This is a genomic window from Collinsella aerofaciens (assembly GCF_009876115.1).
In the GTDB taxonomy this organism is placed as follows: domain Bacteria; phylum Actinomycetota; class Coriobacteriia; order Coriobacteriales; family Coriobacteriaceae; genus Collinsella; species Collinsella aerofaciens_N.
In genome coordinates, this window is sequence record NZ_WWSY01000004.1 from 46,543 (window position 1) to 67,132 (window position 20,590).

The 20,590-nt window shown below is 61.8% G+C and carries 16 protein-coding genes and 2 tRNA genes; 11 read left to right on the forward strand and 7 right to left on the reverse strand.

Translation table 11 applies throughout. The features are described from left to right. Window positions 1-88 precede the first annotated feature (88 nt). Complete coding sequence (locus GT571_RS03675; protein ID WP_161155541.1) at window positions 89-2,806, reverse strand: HAD-IC family P-type ATPase; 2,718 nt, start codon at window positions 2,804-2,806, stop codon at window positions 89-91. 76 nt (window positions 2,807-2,882) lie between these two features. Further along, window positions 2,883-2,959 (reverse strand) — tRNA-Arg (locus tag GT571_RS03680). Window positions 2,960-3,163: 204 nt separating this feature from the next. Between GT571_RS03680 and aroF the strand changes: the two genes are divergently transcribed. From aroF to aroQ, 8 genes are all read left to right on the forward strand, one after another. Continuing rightward, window positions 3,164-4,186, forward strand: coding sequence for a 3-deoxy-7-phosphoheptulonate synthase (gene aroF / locus GT571_RS03685; RefSeq protein ID WP_161155543.1), 1,023 nt, complete (start codon window positions 3,164-3,166; stop codon window positions 4,184-4,186). A 3-nt stretch (window positions 4,187-4,189) separates the two neighbouring features. Continuing rightward, window positions 4,190-5,104 (forward strand): prephenate dehydrogenase, encoded by a 915-nt coding sequence (locus GT571_RS03690; protein ID WP_117629150.1) that lies wholly within the window; start codon window positions 4,190-4,192, stop codon window positions 5,102-5,104. A gap of 36 nt (window positions 5,105-5,140) precedes the next feature. Then, the gene (aroB, locus tag GT571_RS03695; RefSeq protein ID WP_161155545.1) at window positions 5,141-6,247 is read left to right on the forward strand and encodes a 3-dehydroquinate synthase; all 1,107 of its coding nucleotides are present in this window, start codon (window positions 5,141-5,143) and stop codon (window positions 6,245-6,247) included. Next, complete coding sequence (aroA, locus tag GT571_RS03700) at window positions 6,241-7,560, forward strand: 3-phosphoshikimate 1-carboxyvinyltransferase (RefSeq protein ID WP_117654843.1); 1,320 nt, start codon at window positions 6,241-6,243, stop codon at window positions 7,558-7,560. Before aroB ends, aroA begins: the two co-directional genes overlap by 7 nt. Window position 7,561: 1 nt before the next feature. Next, window positions 7,562-8,659, forward strand: coding sequence for a chorismate synthase (gene aroC / locus GT571_RS03705; RefSeq protein WP_117654844.1), 1,098 nt, complete (start codon window positions 7,562-7,564; stop codon window positions 8,657-8,659). Between the two features lie 43 nt (window positions 8,660-8,702). Further along, a complete protein-coding gene (gene pheA, locus GT571_RS03710) occupies window positions 8,703-9,848 on the forward strand; it encodes a prephenate dehydratase (RefSeq protein ID WP_161155547.1) in 1,146 nt (381 codons plus the stop codon). Beyond that, window positions 9,849-11,099, forward strand: coding sequence for a shikimate kinase (locus GT571_RS03715; protein WP_117564233.1), 1,251 nt, complete (start codon window positions 9,849-9,851; stop codon window positions 11,097-11,099). Window positions 11,100-11,163: 64 nt separating this feature from the next. Continuing rightward, window positions 11,164-11,601, forward strand: a complete 438-nt coding sequence (gene aroQ / locus GT571_RS03720; protein WP_022094776.1) for a type II 3-dehydroquinate dehydratase — start codon at window positions 11,164-11,166, stop codon at window positions 11,599-11,601. A 104-nt stretch (window positions 11,602-11,705) separates the two neighbouring features. Here aroQ and GT571_RS03725 read toward each other — a convergent pair. The 3 genes from GT571_RS03725 to GT571_RS03735 form a co-directional block, all read right to left on the reverse strand. After that, a tRNA-Arg gene (locus tag GT571_RS03725) sits at window positions 11,706-11,782 on the reverse strand. 54 nt (window positions 11,783-11,836) lie between these two features. Next, a complete protein-coding gene (locus tag GT571_RS03730) occupies window positions 11,837-12,604 on the reverse strand; it encodes an ABC transporter ATP-binding protein (protein WP_118334449.1) in 768 nt (255 codons plus the stop codon). Window positions 12,605-12,615: 11 nt separating this feature from the next. Next, entirely contained in the window at window positions 12,616-13,461 is an 846-nt protein-coding gene (locus GT571_RS03735) for an ABC transporter permease (protein WP_231501564.1), read from the reverse strand. Between the two features lie 160 nt (window positions 13,462-13,621). Here GT571_RS03735 and GT571_RS03740 point away from each other — a divergent pair, with 160 nt between their 5' ends. From GT571_RS03740 to GT571_RS03750, 3 genes are read left to right on the forward strand one after another with little or no spacing between them, the layout of a single operon-like run. Beyond that, window positions 13,622-14,593: a glycosyltransferase family 2 protein gene (locus tag GT571_RS03740; RefSeq protein ID WP_089573423.1), complete on the forward strand. Its 972-nt coding sequence runs from the start codon at window positions 13,622-13,624 to the stop codon at window positions 14,591-14,593. A 6-nt stretch (window positions 14,594-14,599) separates the two neighbouring features. After that, window positions 14,600-15,568 (forward strand): glycosyltransferase family 2 protein, encoded by a 969-nt coding sequence (locus tag GT571_RS03745; RefSeq protein WP_161155549.1) that lies wholly within the window; start codon window positions 14,600-14,602, stop codon window positions 15,566-15,568. Continuing rightward, window positions 15,552-17,960, forward strand: coding sequence for a YfhO family protein (locus tag GT571_RS03750; protein WP_161155551.1), 2,409 nt, complete (start codon window positions 15,552-15,554; stop codon window positions 17,958-17,960). The genes GT571_RS03745 and GT571_RS03750 overlap by 17 nt, the downstream gene beginning before the upstream one ends. Before the next feature lie 37 nt (window positions 17,961-17,997). On the opposite strand, the gene GT571_RS03755 is transcribed toward GT571_RS03750, so the two are convergent. Together GT571_RS03755 and rfbB are read right to left on the reverse strand one after the other, a co-directional pair. Then, window positions 17,998-19,452, reverse strand: a complete 1,455-nt coding sequence (locus tag GT571_RS03755) for a sugar nucleotide-binding protein (protein ID WP_161155553.1) — start codon at window positions 19,450-19,452, stop codon at window positions 17,998-18,000. 112 nt (window positions 19,453-19,564) lie between these two features. Continuing rightward, the gene (rfbB, locus tag GT571_RS03760; RefSeq protein ID WP_161155555.1) at window positions 19,565-20,584 is read right to left on the reverse strand and encodes a dTDP-glucose 4,6-dehydratase; all 1,020 of its coding nucleotides are present in this window, start codon (window positions 20,582-20,584) and stop codon (window positions 19,565-19,567) included. Window positions 20,585-20,590: the final 6 nt, after the last annotated feature.

The following is a 20,590-nucleotide window of genomic DNA, read 5'->3' on the forward strand; positions in this document are numbered from 1 at the left end:
AAACAATTCAAACAATCGAGGTTAGAGCATAACATCGCCACGGCCCCACAGGAGCAAGGCACCAATTCAACATCGCCAGGGCGCGTAGTTATTTCTTCTTTTTGCTTGGCATCGAGACTTTGATGCCTTGGGCGGACTTGGTCACGCGGGAGCGCTTGGCGCCGCTACCCTTCTTTTTCTTGGGCTGGGCCTGGGCCACGCCCTCGAGTGCGCGGGCCTCGGCCTCGCGAACGGTGCGAGCTTCGCGGCGCTGCGCCATGTCGGCGGCGACGCGCTTGGCAAAACGCTCGGCCGTCGAACCCGTCGAGCTCACCTTGCCGCCACCGCGACCCAGGCGGACGCGCACACCGCGGCCAAAACCAGTTGCGGCATGACGACGACGCGGCTTGAGCGAATCCATCATCGTGGCGAGCTTAAAGAACACCGAGCAGGTAATGACCACGATGACAGCCAAGATAACCATCTGGCCCATCGACAGGTTGGCAATAGACAGCAGCTTCGGGAATCCGATAACGCCCGTCAGGATGCCGACGACTACAAACACAAAGAGCACCACACGCAAGGGCGTGAGGGGCTGCGAGATACGCCAGATCAGGCTGACGCTCGCCGCGCACGACGTAAGCAGGCACATCGTAGACAGCGTGAGCTGGTTAAAGCCAAACACGCGCGCCACAAAGATATCGAGCGCCGCGGCCAAAATGACCGCAATCGACGCCGGCAGTGCCCGCTTGAGCACGTTCGTCAGGAACGACCCCTTCACGCGAGCATTGTTGGGCTCCAGGCCCAAGACAAAGCCCGGCGCGCCAATGCAGAAGAAGTTGATGAGCGTCATCTGAATCGGCTCGAAAGGGTACGGCGGCAGCGCGATGCACAGCGCCGCCAGGCCCATCGAGAACAGCGTCTTGGTCAAGAACAGCGAAGCCGAACGCTGCAGGTTGTTGATGGAGCGACGGCCCTCGGCCACCACGGCGGGCATCGAGGCAAAGTCGTTGTCGACAAGTACGATCTCGGCCACGTTACGCGCGGCATCGGAGCCGGCCGCCATGGCGACGGAGCAGTCGGCCTCCTTGAGCGCCAGCACGTCGTTGACGCCGTCGCCCGTCATGGCCACGGTGTGCTCGCGGCGCTTGAGTGCCTGCACGAGCTCGCGCTTCTGCTGCGGGGTCACACGACCAAAGACATGGTAGCGGTCCACTGCGGCATCGAGCTTGGCCGGCGTATCGAGCGTCGTGGCGTCCACATAAGCGTCCGCCCCCGGCACGCCCACCACGCGTGCGATCGACGACACCGTGCGCGGGTCGTCGCCACTGATCACGTTGAGGGTCACGCCCTGCTCGTTAAAGTAGCCGATGGTCTCGGCCGCCGAGGTACGAATCTCGTCGCGGATGGTCACAAAGCCCACGGGCTCGGCCTCGCCCACCATATCGCCATCGGGCGTAAAGCCGTCCACGAGCGCCACCACGAGCACGCGGCAGGTATCGGCAAGCTCGGCGACACGGTTCTCGACCTGGGAAAACGCACGATCAGAGAGCACAAACTGCGCCGCACCCATCACATATGAGCCCTGTGCAAACGACGCGCCGCTCCACTTTTTGGAAGACGAGAACGGAATGACCGACAGTGGCTCGGACACCTCGACCGGACGGTCGGCGTAATAGTTGAGCAGCGCCTGACAGGTCTCGTTGGCATCGGCCGAGGTCGCACGTGCGACGTTAGCCAGCGCAAAATCGAGCACCGTGGTATCGACGGGAACGGCGGCGTCGCCCTCCCCCGCACCCATACCCTCGACCGGCAGCGGATAGGTACCCTCGACCTCCATGCGGCCCGACGTGATGGTGCCCGTCTTGTCCAGGCACAGCACGTCGACGCGCGCGAGCGTCTCGATGCAGTAGAGCTGCTGCGCCAGCACCTTGCGGCGGGCCAGGCGCACCGTGGCGATGGCGAGCACCGACGAGGTCAGCAGCACCAGGCCTTGCGGGATCATGCCCAGCAGGGCGCCCACCGTGGACAGCAGCGCCGACGAGGGCACGCGGCCGGCCAGCAGCTCGGAGAAGCACCACGAAAGCGCGCTATCGCCCGGGGTTCCCGCGGCATCCCACAGCTCGCTCACGCTCGAGGTAAAGAGAGCCAGACCAAGCGGAATCATGATGATGCTCGCGAACCGCACGATGGCGTTGAGCGCGTTCATGATCTCGGAATTGACCTTTTTGACGTACTTGGCCTCGTTGTTGATCTTTGCCACGTAGTTATCGGCGCCGACATGGATCACGCGGGCGCGCAGCAGGCCCGAGTCGATAAAGCTGCCGCTCATGAGCTCGGAGCCGGGCTGCTTTTTGATGAGATCGCTCTCGCCCGTCAGCAGGCTCTCATTCACGAGCGCCTCGCCCGAAACCACCACGGCGTCAGCGGGAATCTGGTCGCCACGCCCCAGGCGGATGATGTCGTCGAGCACGATCTGATCCAGGTCGAGCTCAACCTCGGAGCCGTCGCGCACCGCGATGGCCTTCTTGGAGGTCAGCAGCGTGAGCTTATCGACCATCTTCTTGGAACGCATGGACTGAATGACGCCAATAGCGGTATTGAGGAACACCACGAACAGGAACGTCAGATTCTTAAACGAACCGGTCAAAATGACCAGGAACGCCAAGATCACGTTGATCAAATTGAACAGCGTGCAGAGGTTCTCGATGATGAGCTCTTTGACCGACTTGGTCTTGAGCTCCATGTTGCGGTTGATCTTACCGGCGGCGATGCGCTCCTCGACCTCGGCGGTCGAGAGTCCGCGCTCGATATCCGTTGCTGCCATACCACGTCCCATCACGTCGCGTCGGTATAAGAAAAACCGCCCGGACCATGCGAGGTTCGGACGGTCTCACGTTCGATGGTGCCCCATGTTGGATTCGAACCAACGGCCTTCTGCTCCGGAGGCAGACGCTCTAATCCCCTGAGCTAATAGGGCCAACGGTTGGCATTATACCCAAGTGCACCACGGGCTATCATAATAAAAGAAAAAGCTTTGCAATTCCGGGGAAGACGCGGCGCAACGGCTCACTTTAGAAGGCAAAAGCGAATCAGATAGTATAAACTCTCATGCACCATATATACACGGCTCGCGATGCGGGCCGTTTTTGCAAGGGTTATCCATCGAGGTGAGAGGCACACCATGATTGCAATTTTAAAGCAGATCGCCAGCGACGAGGCCGTCAGCCATATCGTCAGCTGGATTGAGAAAAAGGGCCTGAAGACCGATGTCTCGCGCGGCGAGAATGAGACGATCATCGGCCTGGTGGGCGATACGACCAAGATCGACCCGTTCCTGCTCGAGTCCATGGATGTCGTCGAGCGCGTGCAGCGCGTCTCCGAGCCGTTCAAGCGCGCCAACCGCAAGTTCCACCCCGAGGACTCCGTCATCGACTGCGGCCACGGCGTCAAGATCGGCGGCGATCAGTTCCAGGTCATCGCTGGCCCGTGCTCCGTCGAGGGCGAGAACCTCATCCGCATCGCCCGCCGCGTGAAGGCCGCCGGTGCCACGATGCTGCGCGGCGGCGCCTACAAGCCCCGCACTTCCCCGTACGCCTACCAGGGCATGGGCCCTGCCGGCCTGGACCTGCTGTGCGAGGCGTCTGCCGAGCTCGACATGCCGATCGTCACCGAGATCATGGACCCGCGCGACGTGCAGGTCTTCCTGGACAAGAAAATCGACGTCATGCAGATCGGCGCCCGCAACGCCCAGAACTTCCCTCTGCTCAAAGAGGTCGGCAAGACCAAGACTCCGATCTTGCTTAAGCGCGGCATGTCCGGCACGATCGATGAGCTGCTCATGGCCGCCGAGTACATCATGAGCGAGGGCAACGACAACGTCATCCTGTGCGAGCGCGGCATCCGCACCTTCGAGACCCGTACTCGCAACACCTTCGACCTCAACGCCGTGCCGGTGCTGCACCACCTGTCGCACCTGCCCGTCGTCGCCGACCCCAGCCACGCCACCGGCTACACCCGCTACGTTGAGCCCATGGCGCTTGCCGCGACCGCCTGCGGCGCCAACGGCCTGGAGATCGAGGTCCACGACGAGCCGAGCCGCGCCTGGTCCGACGGCGCCCAGGCCCTCACCCCCGATCAGTTCGACGACACCATGCGCCGCATCCGAGCCATCCGCGAGGTCGTCTGCCAAGAGACCATGGAGTAGCCCATGGGTACAGTGAGAAACGCGCGCGTTAACCAGGGCGGCCCCAAGTGCGCCGGCATCGTCGGCCTTGGCCTCATCGGCGGCAGCTTTGCCCGCGGCTATGCGCAGGCGGGCGTCCGCGTGCTGGCCTGGGATCCCGATGACGATGTCATGACGGCTGCCAGCATGGGCACCGTTGCCGGCGAGCTCAACGACGAGACGCTCGGCGAATGCGACATCATCGTCCTGGCTTGCTACCCCGAAGCCTGCATCGAGTGGCTCGAGGCACACGCCCAGGCACTCGCCGACGCCACCGATACCGAGGCCATCATGGGCCCCGTGGTAATTGACACGGTGGGCGTCAAGGGTATCGTGTGCGAGCGCGCCTTTGAGCTTGCCCACGAGCACGGCTTTTACTTTGTGGGCGCGCACCCCATGGCGGGCACGCAGTACTCGGGCTATGCACACTCCCGCGCCGACCTGTTCCAGGGCGCCCCGCTGGTGCTCGTACCGCCCGCGGTGGACGATGCGCTCAAGCTGGAGCTTTTGGGCCAGGTGCGCGAGATGGTGCGCCCCTTGGGCTTTGGCAAGTTCAGCGTGACCAGCGCCGCCGAGCACGACCGTGTCATCGCCTTCACGAGCCAGCTTGCGCACGTGGTATCCAACGCCTACGTCAAAAGCCCCACTGCCCAGGTCCACCACGGCTTTTCGGCCGGTAGCTACCGCGATCTCACCCGCGTGGCGCACCTCAACCCGCAAATGTGGTCCGAGCTCATGATCGACGACGCCGACGCGCTCGCCTTCGAGATCGACCATCTGATCGAATCGCTTGGCGCCTACAGCCGCGCGCTCAAGGACCGCGACCAGCGCTATCTGGAGAATCTCCTTGCCGAGGGCGACCGCATTAAGCGCGCACTCGACGACGAGGCCTCCCACTAGACAACCCATCACGCCAGGTCGAAAGGACCGAAGCTTATGGCGATTACCATCGATATCGACACTGCACGCCCCTACCAGGTGCATGTTGGCACGTTTTTGCTGGAGCAGGCGGGGCCGCTCGTGCGCGCCACCGCCGGCGGCACCAAGGCCGTCATCGTGACGGACACCAACGTGGGCCCGCTCTACCAGATGCCCGTTAAGCAGAGCCTGGAGGCGTCAGGCTACGAGGTGAGCATCTGCACCTTCGAGGCCGGCGAGGCCCATAAGCGCGCCGAGACCTACGTTGCCATTTTGGAATTTGTGGCCGAGCACGAGCTTTCGCGCTCCGACGTGATCGTGGCACTCGGCGGCGGTGTCGTGGGCGACATGGCGGGCTTTGTGGCCGCCACCTACATGCGCGGCTGCAAGTTTGTGCAGATCCCGACGAGCCTGCTCGCCATGGTGGATTCGTCGGTGGGCGGCAAGACCGCCATAGACCTGGCTGCCGGCAAGAACCTGGCCGGCGCCTTTTGGCAGCCGAGCGTGGTTATCGCCGACGTGGGGTGCCTGGCCACCCTCACGCCCGAGCAGTTCGCCGATGGCTGCGGCGAGGTCGTCAAGCACGCCGTGATCGCCGACCCGGAGCTTTTCGCCGAACTGGAGAAGACCCCGCTCACGCTGGAGCTGCTCAACCGCGATGTGGCCCGCGTAGCGCTCATCATCGCCCGCAATATCGACATCAAGCGCGCCGTGGTCGTCGCCGACGAGCGCGAAACCAACCAGCGTAAGCTCCTCAATTTTGGACATAGCGCCGGGCATGCCGTCGAGGCCTGCGAGCACTTTGAGCTCGGACACGGCAACTGCGTTTCAATCGGCATGGGCATCATCACGCGCGCCGCGGCCCTGCACGGCATCTGCGACGCCGAGCTGCCGGGCCGCATCGAGGAGCTCTGCGCACGCCACGGTCTCAAGACCCGCTGCGAGCTTTCGGCCGACGCCGTCTTTGCCGAAGCACTGCACGATAAAAAGCGCGCCGGTGACACGATTGACCTGGTAATTCCGCACGGCATTGGCCGTTGCAGCATCGACCGCACGCCGCTTTCCACCTTCCACGATTTAATTGCCGAGGGCCTCGGCCAGAAGGGAGACGCTTCCGCATGCTAGCCCGCATCACCCCGTCCCCGCTCAAGGGCACCGTTCCCGCCATCGCGTCCAAGTCGATGGCGCATCGCCTCATCATCTGCGCTGCGCTTGCCAACGGCGAGACACACGTCACCTGCAATACCACCTGCGCCGACATCGAGGCTACGGTGCGTTGCCTTACGGCCCTGGGTGCTCGCATCGAGACCGTCGAGGACGGCTTCCAGGTCCACCCCACCATGAAGAGTGTTGAGTTTGGCCTGCTCAAGGCCCTTGCCGGCGGCACGCTTGACTGCGGCGAAAGTGGATCCACGCTCCGCTTTATGCTGCCTGTCGCCTGCGCGCTGGGTGCGGATGCCACCTTCGTAGGCCAGGGCCGCCTGGGCGCCCGCCCGCTCTCCCCGCTCTCGGACGAGATCATCGCCGCCGGCTGCGACCTACAGGGTCTGGGCGGTTTTCCGCTCAAGACGAGCGGACGCATGCGCCCGGGCACCTTTGTGCTTCCGGGCAACGTGAGCTCGCAGTATATCTCCGGCCTGCTGCTGGCAGCCCCGCTGCTGGCCCAGCCCTCCTGCGTGCAGGTAACCGGCCTCATTGAGAGCCGTCCCTACATCAACCTGACGATCCAGGCCATGAAGGCCTTTGGCGTCGAGGTCAACGTCGAGCGTATTCCGGCCAAGGACGGCCAGCCCGAAGTCACGAACTTCCGCGTGAGCAGCGGCTCGTACCGCACGCCCGGCAGCGTAGCCGTCGAGGGCGACTGGTCCAACGCCGCCTTTTGGCTGTGCGCCGGCGCTATCGGCGCCGACCCCATCACCGTGGAGGGCGTATCCCTGAGCTCCGCGCAGGGCGACCGAAACGTGCTCGCCGCGCTTTCGCGCTTTGGCGCCCGCATCGTGCGCTCCACCAACGCCGCCACCGTGAAGTCCGACAAGCTCGCCGGCTTTGAGATGAGCGCCCACGACATTCCTGACCTGGTGCCCGTCATCTCGGCCGTAGCCTCGCTGGCGCAGGGCCGCACCTTTATCCACGATTGCGCCCGTCTGCGCATCAAGGAATCCGACCGCCTGGTCACGACCACCCGCGAGCTCACCGCGCTGGGCGCGCAGGTGCGCATTGCCAGCGATGACCTCATCATCAAGGGTGTCGATGCCTTCACCGGCGGCGAAGTCGATTCGCACAACGACCATCGCATCGCCATGATGGCCGCGATCGCCGCGAGCCGCGCCACCGGCGAGGTCGTGATCCACGGCGCCGAGGCCGTCAACAAGTCCTATCCCGATTTCTTCGACCACTACCGCCTGCTGGGCGGCAAGGTCACACTCGAGGAGGAATAGCATGTCCTCGACCTTTGGCAACGTCTTGCACTTAAGCATCTTCGGCCAGTCGCACTCCCCCGCCATCGGCTGCTCCCTCGATGGCATTCCGGCGGGCATCGCTGTTGACCAGGGGCGGCTGCAGGCCTTCCTTGACCGTCGTGCCCCCGGTCGCGACGAGACCGCGACCAAACGCCGCGAGGCCGACGCCGCCCACATCATCGCCGGTGTGGTCGATGGACATACCACCGGCGCGCCCATCGCCGCGATTATCGAGAACACCAACACGCGCTCCAAGGATTACTCCGAGCTGCGCCGCAAGCCCCGCCCCGGACATGCGGACTTCCCTGCGCGCGTGAAGTATCACAACATGCACGATGTCGCCGGTGGCGGGCACTTCTCCGGCCGCCTAACGGCACCCCTGTGCATCGCCGGCGGCATTGCGCTGCAGGCACTCGAGGCCCGCGGCATTAAAGTAATGGCGCACGTCGCGCAGATCGGCGGTATCTCCGACCTGCCGATGGACGATATGGTCTATCGCGAGGCCGACCGCAAAGCGATCCAAACGAACGATCTTCCTTGCATTGACGCCGCCGCAGCCGGCCGCATGCGCGAGGAGATCCTAGCCGCACGCGACGAACTCGACAGCATCGGCGGCATCGTGGAGTGCGGCATTTATGGGCTTCCCGCGGGCATCGGCGACCCCATGTTCGACGGCATCGAGAACCGCATCGCGCAGATCGCGTTTGGCATTCCCGCCGTAAAGGGCGTGGAGTTTGGCATGGGCTTTGCCGTGGCCGCCATGCGCGGCAGCGAGAACAATGATCCGTATCGCATCGATGCCGAGACCGGCGAGATCGAGGTCGAGTCCAACAACGCCGGCGGCATCCTGGGCGGTATTTCGACCGGCGCGCCCGTCATGTGGCGCATGGCCGTAAAGCCGACGCCCTCCATTGGCCGCGAGCAGCAGACGGTGGACATGGACGCTATGGAAAATGCCGAGCTCTCGGTCCACGGCCGCCACGATCCCTGCATCGTCCCCCGAGCTGTCCCCGTAGCCGAGGCAGCCGCCGCCCTTGCCATCTGGGACGCCCTCCTCGAAGACGCCGCCCAGCGCTAACTACCCACCCCTCAACATCCCCCGACACGTGAAAGGGGTCTCCATGGACCTTGCTGACATCCGCCAGGCCATCGATGCCATCGACACCACGCTCCTCAACAGCTTTGTCGAGCGCATGGACATTGCCACCGAGGTCGCCAAGTCAAAAATCGAGATGGGCAAGGCCGTCTTCGACCCCGCCCGTGAGCGCTCCAAGCTCAACAACCTCGCCAGCCGCGCGCCCGAGCGCTACGAGGCGCAGACCATCACCCTGTTCCGTCTCCTCATGAGCATGAGCAAGGCCGAGCAGCAGCGCTATATCAACGAGCTCAAGGGCATCACGGTCTCGCAAAGGGCACACGCCACGGCCGAGGCCTTCGATACGCCCTTCCCCCAGACGGCCACCGTCGCCTGCCAGGGTGTTGAGGGCGCTTACAGTCAAATCGCCGCGTGCAAACTCTTCGACGTGCCCGACATCGCGTTCTTCGAGACCTTCGAGGGCGTCATGCGCGCCGTGCGCGACGGCTTCTGCGAGTTTGGCGTGCTGCCCATCGAGAACTCCACCGCCGGCTCGGTTAACGCCGTCTACGACCTGCTCGCCCAGTTCGACTTCCATATCGTGCGCTCGCTGCGCCTCAAAATCGACCACAACTTGCTCGTCAAGCCCGGCGCCAAGCTTGCGGACGTGCACGAGGTCTACAGCCACGGCCAGGCCATTGCCCAATGCGCCGGCTTTATCGAGGCGCACGACCTGCACGCCACCAAGTACCCCAACACGGCCATGTCGGCCGAGATGGTCGCCAGCTCCGAACGCACCGATGTTGCCGCGATCGCATCGCGCAGCTGCGCCGCACTCTACGGCCTGGAGGTACTGGAGCCCAACATCCAGGACTCGGACAACAACTACACGCGCTTTGTCGTCATCAGCCGCGAGCCACGCGTCTACCCCGGCGCCAACCGCACCTCGCTCATGATTACCACGGCCAACGAGCCGGGCGCACTCTATCGCGTACTCGAGCGCTTCTACGCGCTCAATATCAACCTCATCAAGCTCGAGAGCCGCCCCATCCCCGGGCACGACTTTGAGTTTATGTTCTACTTTGACCTGGACTGCCCCTTTGGCAGCAAGGCCCTCGATGACCTGCTCGATTCCATCGACGACGTGTGCGAGAGCTTCACCTACTTTGGCAGTTACACGGAGGTGCTCTAGATGACCGATGTCGCCGCAACCCGCCCCTACGGAGTGCTGGGCCGCGTGCTGGGCCACAGCTACACCCCGACCATCTACAAGGAGCTCGCGGGGCTCGAGTACGTACGATTTGAGCGCGAGCCCGAGGACCTCCAGGCTTTTATGACGGGTGACGAATGGGAGGGCACCAACGTGACCATCCCCTACAAGCGCGCCGTCATGGAATACCTGGACGAGCTGAGTCCACTCGCCGAGCGTATGGGAAACGTCAACACCATCACGCGCCTGCCCGACGGCCGCCTGCGCGGCGACAACACCGACTACTTTGGCTTCCAATGCCTGGTCGAGGAGCTGGGCGTCGAGGTTGCCGGCAAGAAGGCCCTCGTGCTCGGTGCCACCGGTGGCGCCGGCACCACTGCCAGCATGGTGCTCGGCGACCTGGGCGCCATCGTCGTGCCGGTCGGCCGCACGAGCGAAGTCAACTACGACAACATCGCGCAGCAGTCCGACGCCGCACTGCTCGTCAACTGCACGCCCGCCGGCATGTTCCCCCACTGTCCCGATGCCCCCTGCACGCTCGAGGGGCTCGATGCGCTCGAGGGCGTCATCGACATTGTCTACAACCCTGCACGCACGGGCCTGATGCTCGAGGCCGAGCGCCGCGGCATCCCCTGCATCGGCGGCCTGCTCATGCTCGTGGCCCAGGCGGCGCAAGCCGTTGAGCGCTACACCGGCCAGGTCACTCCGCGTGAGCGCATTCTGGACGTAACGGAGCGCCTGTCACGCCGCGAACAGAACATCGCGCTGATCGGTATGCCGGGCTCGGGCAAGACCCGCGTGGGCGAGCAGATTGCCCTGCTCACGGGGCGAGAGCACATCGACCTGGACCGCGCCCTCGAGGAGCGCCTGGGCATGCCCTGCGCCGACTTTATCGTCGAGCGCGGCGAGGCGGCCTTCCGCGAGCAGGAGACGGCGGCGCTGACCGGCATCTCCAAGCGCAGCGGCCTGGTGCTTTCCACGGGCGGCGGCGTGGTCACGCGCGACGAGAACTACCCGCTACTGCACCAGAACAGCCAGATCGTGATGCTCAACCGTAAGCTCGACGAACTCGCCCACAAGGGTCGCCCCATCACCGCCCGCGATGGCATCGACAAGCTGGCCGAGCAGCGCATGCCGCGCTACCGCGCCTGGGCCGACTACCTCATCGACTCGCGCGATTGCGCCGCCAACACCGCCCAAGCCCTCCTCGACACCCTCCCACCCGCTCTCTAACCAAAACCACCACAAAGGGGACAGGCACCTATGTGGCGGTTTCTCGACTGCAAAGGAAGCAAACATGAAAGCACTCGTCATCAACGGCCCCAACCTCAACATGCTCGGCATTCGCGAGCCGGGTATCTACGGCAGCGACAACTACGACCGCCTGGTCCAGATCTGCCAGGAGGCGGGCGCCGCGCAGGGCTTTGACGAGGTCGAGGTCTTCCAGTCCAACCACGAGGGCAGCATCGTCGACAAGATCCAGGAGGCCTACGGCAAGGTCGACGGCATCGTCATCAACCCGGCGGCATACACGCATACGAGCGTGGCGATCCTCGACGCCCTCAAGGCCGTCGCCATCCCTGCCGTCGAGGTACACATCAGCGCCGTAGAGACACGCGAGGACTTCCGCCAGGTGAGCTATGCACGCCTGGCCTGCTTCGCCACCATCACCGGCGAAGGCCTGCAGGGCTACGCACATGCGCTAGAGCTGTTGAAAGAGCATCTGGAAAAGTAAAATGCCAACCCCAACAAACAGCAGCGGCTTGCTCGCGCTCGGCTTCAGCAGCATACAAGATGAAAAAAGCCCAGACCACCAAGCGGTCCGGGCTTAATAAACGATGGTGCTCCATGGCGGATTCGAACCGTCGACCTTGGGATTAGAAGTCCCCTGCTCTATCCAACTGAGCTAATGGAGCAAATAACCGCACGCCCAAGCAAGCGCAAGCCTGTCAGGCGCAGATAATTATAACCTAGTTGAACTGCTCGCGGTACGCCTTGCAGACCTCATCGACCGGGCCATCCATGCGAAGGTCACCCTTCTCAATCCAAACGGCACGCTGGCAGATGCGCTCAACCTGCTCCATGGAGTGCGAAACGAACAGAACCGTCACGTCGCCGCTCTGGATAAAGTGCTGGATGCGGGCCTCGCACTTCTGCTGGAAGAACACATCACCGACGGACAGCGTCTCGTCAACGATCAGAATATCGGGCTCGGTAATCGTCGCGATTGCAAAGGCAATACGCGCAACCATGCCCGAGGAGAAGTTCTTAAGCGGCATGTCGACAAAGTTCTGAAGCTCAGCGAACTCGATAATGCCGTCAAAGTTGACGTCGATGAACTCCTTGGTATAGCCGAGCAGGGCGCCGTTCAGATAGATGTTCTCGCGGGCGGTCAGCTCGGGATCAAAGCCGGCACCAAGCTCAATCAGCGGCGCGATGTTACCGTGCACCTTAACGCTGCCCTCGCTTGGCTCAAGCACGCCAGCGATAATCTTGAGCATCGTAGACTTGCCGGAGCCATTGGTGCCAACCAGACCCACGACCTCGCCACGATGAATATCAAACGAAATATGCTTAAGCGCCCTAAACTCCTCAAAGAACAACTCGTGCTTGGCAAGCTTGATGAAGTACTCCTTGAGGTTGGTCAGCGACTCGGACGCCATGTTAAAGATCATGGTGACGTCGTCGACCTCGACAGCCAGAGGCTGCTCGCTGTAATCAACAACAGATTCAGTCATCACAGCACTCCTTAGATGTAGAGGATGAACTTGCGCTCGGACTTATGGAACACGGTATAGCCAATAACAAGCGCAAGGACCGCCCAAGCAGCGCACATACCAAACGTCATAAGCGAGGGCGTAGTTTGGAACAGAAAGATATCGCGCATAAACTGCAGGTAGTTGTACATGGGGTTCGCATACATCAAGATACGCACGAGATGCGGCATTTGCGCAATATAGTCAGTCGTCCAGAAGATGGGCGTAATATAAGTCCACGCCGTAATGACTACGCTCCACAGATGCATAACGTCGCGGAAAAAGACCGTAAGGGCAGAGAGCATCATGCCCAGGCCCATGCAGAAGCACATAAGCAGCAGCAGGCAAACCGGCAGCAGAATCAGGTGCCAAGAAGGCATAACGCGGAACCACAGCATGACGATGGCGACGGCGACCAGCGAGAAGGCAAAGTTCACCAGCGAGAAAAGCACTTTCTGCACCGGGAAGACCCAGCGGTGCACCTTAACCTTCTTGAGCAGAGGGGCAGCACCCACGATCGACGTTAGGGCCTGGTTCGTGGACTCGGACATGACGGCAAAGGTAACGTTACCCACGATCAAGTACAGCGGGTACATCTCGGGCGTCATTGATCCATTGCGGCCCTGGCCAAAAATCGTCGAGAACACGATGGCCATGACGATCATCATCAGCAGCGGGTTGAGAACCGACCATGCGACGCCCAGAACGCTACGGCGATACTTGATCTTAAAATCCTTGGTAACCAGCTGACGAAGGATAAACGCGTCCTTCTCAAATTCGTTCTTAGCAAACGTCGCAGGCAGACTGCGAGTTTCTTGTTGCTTTGTCTGATCCGACACGGATGCAACTCCTTTACTCGTAATCGTTGACAAACGAACAGTATAGACCCGACGGCCATGCAAACGATTCGCGCAACAAAACTGGAGAACTAACCCACATCTTAGGATGCCAAGCCCAAACGGCTATACTTTCAAGAATTGAATGTATAAGGAGCATTGAGTGAATTCTGAATCCATCGCCGTCATCATCCCCTGCTACAACGAAGCCCTCACGATCGGCAAAGTCATCGACGACTTTCACCGCGAGCTTCCGCAAGCGACGGTCTATGTCTATGACAACAACTCGTCGGACGATACCTCACGCATCGCCACCGAGCACGGCGCCACGGTCCGCTTTGAGCCCCGTCAGGGAAAGGGCAACGTGTGCCGCCAGATGTTTCGCGATATCGACGCCGATTGCTACCTGATGGTCGACGGCGACGACACCTACCCCGCCGAGGCGGCCAAGGCCCTCTGCGAGCCTATCCTCAACGGCGCGGCCGATATGACCGTAGGCGACCGCCTTTCCAACGGCACCTACGCCGAGGAAAACAAGCGTGCTTTCCACGGCTTTGGCAACAATCTGGTCCGCGCCATGATCAAGTGGATCTATGGCTACAGCTTCGATGATGTCATGACCGGCTACCGCGCCATGAGCCGCCCGTTCGTTAAAACCTTCCCTGTGCTTTCCGAGGGCTTCCAGATCGAAACCGAGCTCTCGATCCACGCCGTCGACCACCGCTGGCGCATCAAAGATGTGCCCATCGAGTACCGCGACCGTCCGGAAGGCTCCGAATCCAAGCTCAATACCGTGAGCGACGGCATTAAAGTCGTCGCGATGATCGGCACGCTGTTCAAGGACTACCGCCCGCTGAAGTTCTTCAGCCTCGTCGCGCTTCTGTTTGCGGTGATCGGCCTCGCCCTGGGCATGCCCATCGTTGTCGAGTATTTCCAGACCGGCCTCGTTCCGCGCTTCCCCACCGCCATGCTCGCCGCGTCGTTTATGTTCCTGTGCGGCCTGAGCCTTGCAACCGGATTCATCCTGGATTCTGTAGCAAAGGTCGAAAAAAAGCAGTGGGAGGTCAACGTATATAGCAAGTACGCCTACGACGACCAGCCCGGCCACCCTACTTCCAAGCCAAGCGAGAGGTAAACCACCATGCCGCTCATCTCCATCGTCGTGCCGTGTTACAACGAGCAGGAATCACTTCCGATCTTTCTCAAAGAGCTCGATGGCGTCGTTCGCATCATGACCCGGCAAGACCCCGGCATCTCCTTTGAAGCCGTCCTCATCGACGATGGCTCGGCAGACAAAACGCTCGCCGTCATGAAGGCAGAAGCTGCGGCGGCGCATCCATACGCCATCCGCTGGCACTCTTTCTCGCGCAACTTTGGCAAGGAGGCGGCACTACTCGCCGGACTCCAGCACGCAAAGGGCGACTATGTCGCCACCATGGATGCCAACATGCAGGACCCGCCCTCGCTCCTGCCGCAGATGTACGAGATCTTGCAAACCGAAGACTACGATAACGTTGCCACACGCAGGACCACCCGCGAAGGCGAGCCTCCCATCAGGTCGTTCTGCGCCCGTATGTTCTACAAGATCATCAACCGCATTTCCAAGGCCGACATCGTCGACGGAGCACGCGATTTTAGGCTCATGAAGCGACCTATGGTCAACGCCATCATCTCCATGGGCGAATACAATCGATTCTCCAAGGGCATCTACGGCTGGGTCGGCTTCAAGACCAAATGGCTCCCCTACGTAAACGTCAACCGCGTGGCCGGTGAGACCAAATGGAGCTTTTGGTCGCTGCTCCTCTATTCCATCGACGGCATCGTCGCGTTTTCCACGGCGCCACTCTCCCTCGCCGCCCTCACGGGTATCGTCTTCTGCCTCATCGCCATCATGGGATTTATCGTCATCCTGGTCAAAACGCTTGTTTGGGGCGATCCCGTAGGCGGATGGCCCTCCCTTGCCTGCCTCATTACGCTGTTTGGCGGCATGCAGCTCCTGTGCCTGGGAATCATTGGCGAGTACCTAGCAAAAGCCTACTTGGAGGCCAAGCACCGCCCCATCTATATCATTCGAGAATCCAACGAGGAATCTGATGACACGGCCCAATAACAGCACGCTCAAGAATGTGGCGTTCTACGCCGCCTGCTTCACGTTTTCCATCGCATTATTTGTCGCACTTGCAGAGGCGGGGCATGTCTACCCCTTTGGCGACAACTCGTTTCTCACCAACGATCTCAAATACCAATACATCGACTTCTTCGCGTGGTTTCGCCGCGTCCTTTTAGGCGAGGCAAACCTTCGCTATTCCTTCTCACAGGGCCTCGGTATGAACACATGGGGGCTCTATAGCTACTACCTCGCCAGCCCCTTCAACCTGCTCTGCGCGCTGTTTCCCGCAGACAAGCTGACGCTCTTCGTATTTGCCATAACCGCGCTCAAGCTTGGCTGCATCCACATCAGCAGCGCTTGGTATGTGCAAAAGCGCTTTGACCTTTCCAAGCCCGCCGCATTCTTGCTATCCCTCTCGTTCACGTTTTGCAGCTGGACCATCAGCAACCTGCGCAACCCACTCTGGATCGATTGCCTCATCCTGCTGCCCATCTGCGCCTACGGATGCTACGAGCTCATCCGCAAGCAGCGCATGATCCGCCTCGTCATCGCAACGGCGCTCAATGTCATGTTCTGCTGGTATACGGCCTACATCAGCATCCTGTTCCTCTGCATCTTCGTATTGGTCGAATTTGTCGATTATGTTGCAGAAGAAGGTTTTAGCTGGAAGCTCATGCTCGATCGGGCCCTGCGATTCGCCGGAGCTATCGCGCTCGGACTGCTTCTGTCCGCCTGGACCTTTTTGCCGACCATCCTTGCCATGTCCAAGGGCGGTCCCGTTCTAGCACTCGGCCCCCTACTTAAAACCAGCCTCAAGTCGCTCATCAGGGGCTTTCTTCCCTGCATGTGGGTAAGCAACGAAAGCACACCGCAGTTCTATTGCGGCATCGTCATGATGCTGCTTGCGGTGAGCCTGCTGGTTAACCGCACGGTTTCGATCAAGACGCGCATCGCAACACTCGTCGTCACGATAATCCTGGTCGCAAGCTCCGTTTTGAGCCCGCTCGAGTACATCTGGTGCGGCATGCGCGTTCCCAACGGCTTCTACTCGCGCACGGCTTTTTTGCTGAGCTTCTTTGCGCTGTGGGCCGCAGGACACGCGCTGCAGGCGCTCAAAAACCAGCCCAAATTGCGTCAAGCCTATCGCCCCGTCGTCATCATGCCCCTCCTGGCACTAACCGCCATTGCGTTGTTTGCCAACGCCCATGTTATGTGGAACCAGCTGTACACAGGCTATTCCGAAAAAGCCAACAGCGCCTATGTCGCCACCGCAACCGACACTATCACGACCATTCAAGACCAGACTTCGGCGTCGTTCTATCGCATTGACCGCACAACCACACGCGTCGACAGCGCCGCCCTCAACGAAGGCTTGGCGCTTGGGTACAACCAGTTGTCTTCGTATTCGTCTGCCAACAACCCGCAGGCCATCGCACTGCTCAACTCCCTTGGATACAGCAGCGTCGGCGAATTCTCGACCCGTTATGCCGAGCCCATTCTTGCCGTTGATGCCCTGTTGGGAGTCAAGTACGCCATCGCCGAGCACGCGCCTTCGGGATACGCGGCAATGACTGAAATAGCCGATACAGCAAGTGCGGTGTACGAGAACCCCTATGCGCTCAGCGTTGGTGTCATGGCATCCAATGACATTCAAAACTGCACGTTGAAGGGCGAGAACCCCTTCGAAAAGCAAAACGACCTCTACAGCAAAATCCTAGGCCGCGAGGTAATGCTCTATACCAAAATCGAGGCCAAAAACACGGAGGATGACGAGAACTTAAGGCAGTGGAACGCCACCGTGCCGTCGGGTTCCATCGGGTATCTCTACATCAACAAAGATGCGACCGCCGGCAGTTATTGGCCCGTCACCCTTACCATCGACCAGCGAACGATCGGAAACGAGGCCTGGAGATTCGACAATAATATCCGCCAGATTGCGGATGCATCGGACTCCCCGAGCCAGCATACGGCGTCAATCGGAGTCGCAGAGGGCTATACAGACATGCCCCAAGACAATGATCCGGTCTTTTACGCCCTCAATCTGGACGTTTTCGAGCAGATTATTAACGAGCTTAAGATGAGCGAATTTGTTCCGACGGTTTTTGAGGACGGAAGGATAGAAGGCGAGTACACCGCCAAGGATGACGGCAACCTACTGCTGAGCGTTCCGTACGATGAGGGCTGGAACGTAACGGTAAACGGAACCGCCACAGAACTAACGCCCGCCGCCGATAAGGGCTTGTCATCCCTGAACATGCAGAAAGGCGCGAATAGGATCGTGATGACCTACAAGACTCCGGGCGCCCTTGCGGGGCTTGCAGTGAGTCTGGCGACCGCCGCCGCCCTTGTTGCAGCGGGTCTATACGCCAGGCATAAGAAAAGCCGCCGTTAACAAGCGGCGGCTTTTTCTCTCGAAAAGTTAATAACGGCTAGAGCGTCTTGAGGTACTCCCCCAGCTCTTCCTCCCAGTCGGGCATGTGGAAGCCCGTCGACTCGAGCCTGGACAGGTCGAGCGCGGAGTGGACCGGGCGCGGGGCGACGGGGCCGGCGGCGTTCGCGTAGTAGTCGGCGGTCGAAACCGGCACGACCCTGTCGCCGTTTCCGTTGGCGGCCTCGAAGACGGCGCGGGCGATGTCCGCCCAGCTCTTCACGGCACCGGAGCCGGTGCAGTCGTAGGTGCCGTAGGGCGCGTGCGTGCCCAGCACGTGGAAGATGGCCTCGGCCATGTCGCGCGTGAAGGTCAGGCGGCCCAGCTGATCGTCCACGACGGTGACCTGCTCGAGCTTGTCGTCCGGGTCGGTTACGCGGTCGGACAGGCCCTTCATGGTCTTAACGAAGTTGTGCCCCTCGCCGATGACCCAGGAGCTGCGCATGATGTAGTGACGCGGGCACCCTGCCACGGCGATGTCGCCGGCGGCCTTGGTCTGGCCGTAGACGGACAGCGGGCTGAGGGGCTCCTCCTCCGTGTGGACCTCGGCCGTGCCGTCGAAGACGTAGTCGGAGGACACGTGGACGAGCGTGATCCCGTGCCCGGCGCAGGTGCGGGCGAGAAGGGCGGGGCCGGTCGCGTTGGCCTTCCAGGCGATGACACGGCCCTCGGGGGTCTCCGCTTTATCCACGGCCGTGTAGGCGCCGCAGTTGATCACGGTGCCGTAGAGCGACCAGTCGTACTGCGCGTAGGCGTCCGGGTCGGACATGTCGAAGGTGTCGATGTCGCAGAAGTCGAAGTCCTTGGCGACGCCGCGCTCCTCGGCGAGCGCGCGCACCGCATGGCCCAGCTGGCCGTTGCAGCCGGTGACGAGGGTGCGCTTCGGCGCCATGGGGACGACGTCCTTGAGCATCGGTTGGTTCAGGTCCGCCTCGGAGACGGTGGCCTCGTCGAGGGGGATCGGCCACTCGATGGCGAGCTCCGGGTCGGCGAGGTTCACGAAGGTGTACGTCTTCTTGAGCTCCAGCGACCAGTGGGCGTCCACCAGGTAGGTGTAGGCGGTGCCGTCCTCCAGGGCCTGGAAGGAGTTGCCCACGCCGCGCGGGACGTAGATGGCCTTGCTCGGGTCGAGCGTGCAGGTGAACACCTTGCCGAATGTCTCGCTGCCCTCGCGCAGGTCGACCCATGCGCCGAAGACCGAGCCGCGGGCCACGGAGATGAACTTGTCCCAGGGCTCCGCGTGGATGCCGCGGGTGACGCCGCGGCTGTCGTTGTAGGAGATGTTGTTCTGGACGACCTTGAGATCGGGGATGCCGAGCGCGCACATCTTGGCGCGCTGCCAGTTCTCCTTGAACCAGCCGCGCGAGTCGCCGTGGACGGCCAGGTCGACGACCTTGAGGCCCTCGATGCCGGTCTCCGCGACCTTCAGGTCCTTCTCGAATTCGATGTCAGCCATGTGGTTAATTCCAATCGTGTTGCGGGCGCCCCTCGCGGTGCCGCAGGATCATCCCCATGCCCTGCGGCACCGCGAGGGGCGCTCGAAAAGGTAAACGTCCGGGAATCCGGGCCTACTGCCCCTGCGCCCTGTAACGGGCCTCGGTGGCCTCCTTGGCCGGGCGCCACCAGGACTCGTTCTCCACGTACCAGTCGATGGTGGCCTTGAGGCCCTCGGCGAAGTCGGTGTGCGCCGGTCTCCAGCCGAGCTCGCGCTGGAGCTTGGTCGAGTCGATGGCATAGCGGCGGTCGTGGCCGGGGCGGTCGGCGACCCAGTCGAAGTCCTCGGGGTCCTTCCCCATCGCCTCGAGGATCATGCGCAGGACGGTGATGTTGTTCTTCTCGCCGTCGGCGCCGATGAGGTAGGTCTCCCCCATGCGGCCCTTCGTGAGGATGTCCCAGACGGCCGAGGAGTGGTCCTCGGTGTGGATCCAGTCGCGGACGTTCTCGCCGCGGCCGTAGAGCTTGGGGCGCACGCCGTCGATGATGTTCGTGATCTGCCTGGGGATGAACTTCTCCACGTGCTGGTAGGGGCCGTAGTTGTTGGAGCAGTTGGAGATCGTGGCGCGCAGGCCGTAGGTGCGGGTCCAGGCGCGCACGAGCATGTCGGAGCTGGCCTTGGTACTCGAGTACGGCGAGGACGGGTGGTACGGCGTCTCCTCGGTGAACTTCGCCGGGTCGTCGAGCGCCAGGTCGCCGTAGACCTCGTCGGTGGAGACGTGGTGGTAGCGGATGCCGTGCTTGCGGACGGCCTCCAGCAGGCGGAAGGTGCCCTCCACGTTGGTGCGCAGGAACGGCTCCGGGTCGGCGATGGAGTTGTCGTTGTGGCTCTCTGCGGCGTAGTGCACGATGGCGTCGTGGCCCGGCACCAACTTATCAAGCAGCTCCGCGTCGCAGATGTCGCCCACGACGAGCTCGACGCGGTCGGAGGGCAACCCCGCGATGTTCTCGGGGTTGCCGGCGTAGGTCAGCTTGTCCAGGACGGTGACGTGCACGCCCGGGTGGTTGTCGACCACGTAGTGCACGAAGTTGCTGCCGATGAAGCCGCAGCCGCCCGTGACGATGATGTTCTTAGGTTCAAAAATCTCAGACATGAAAAT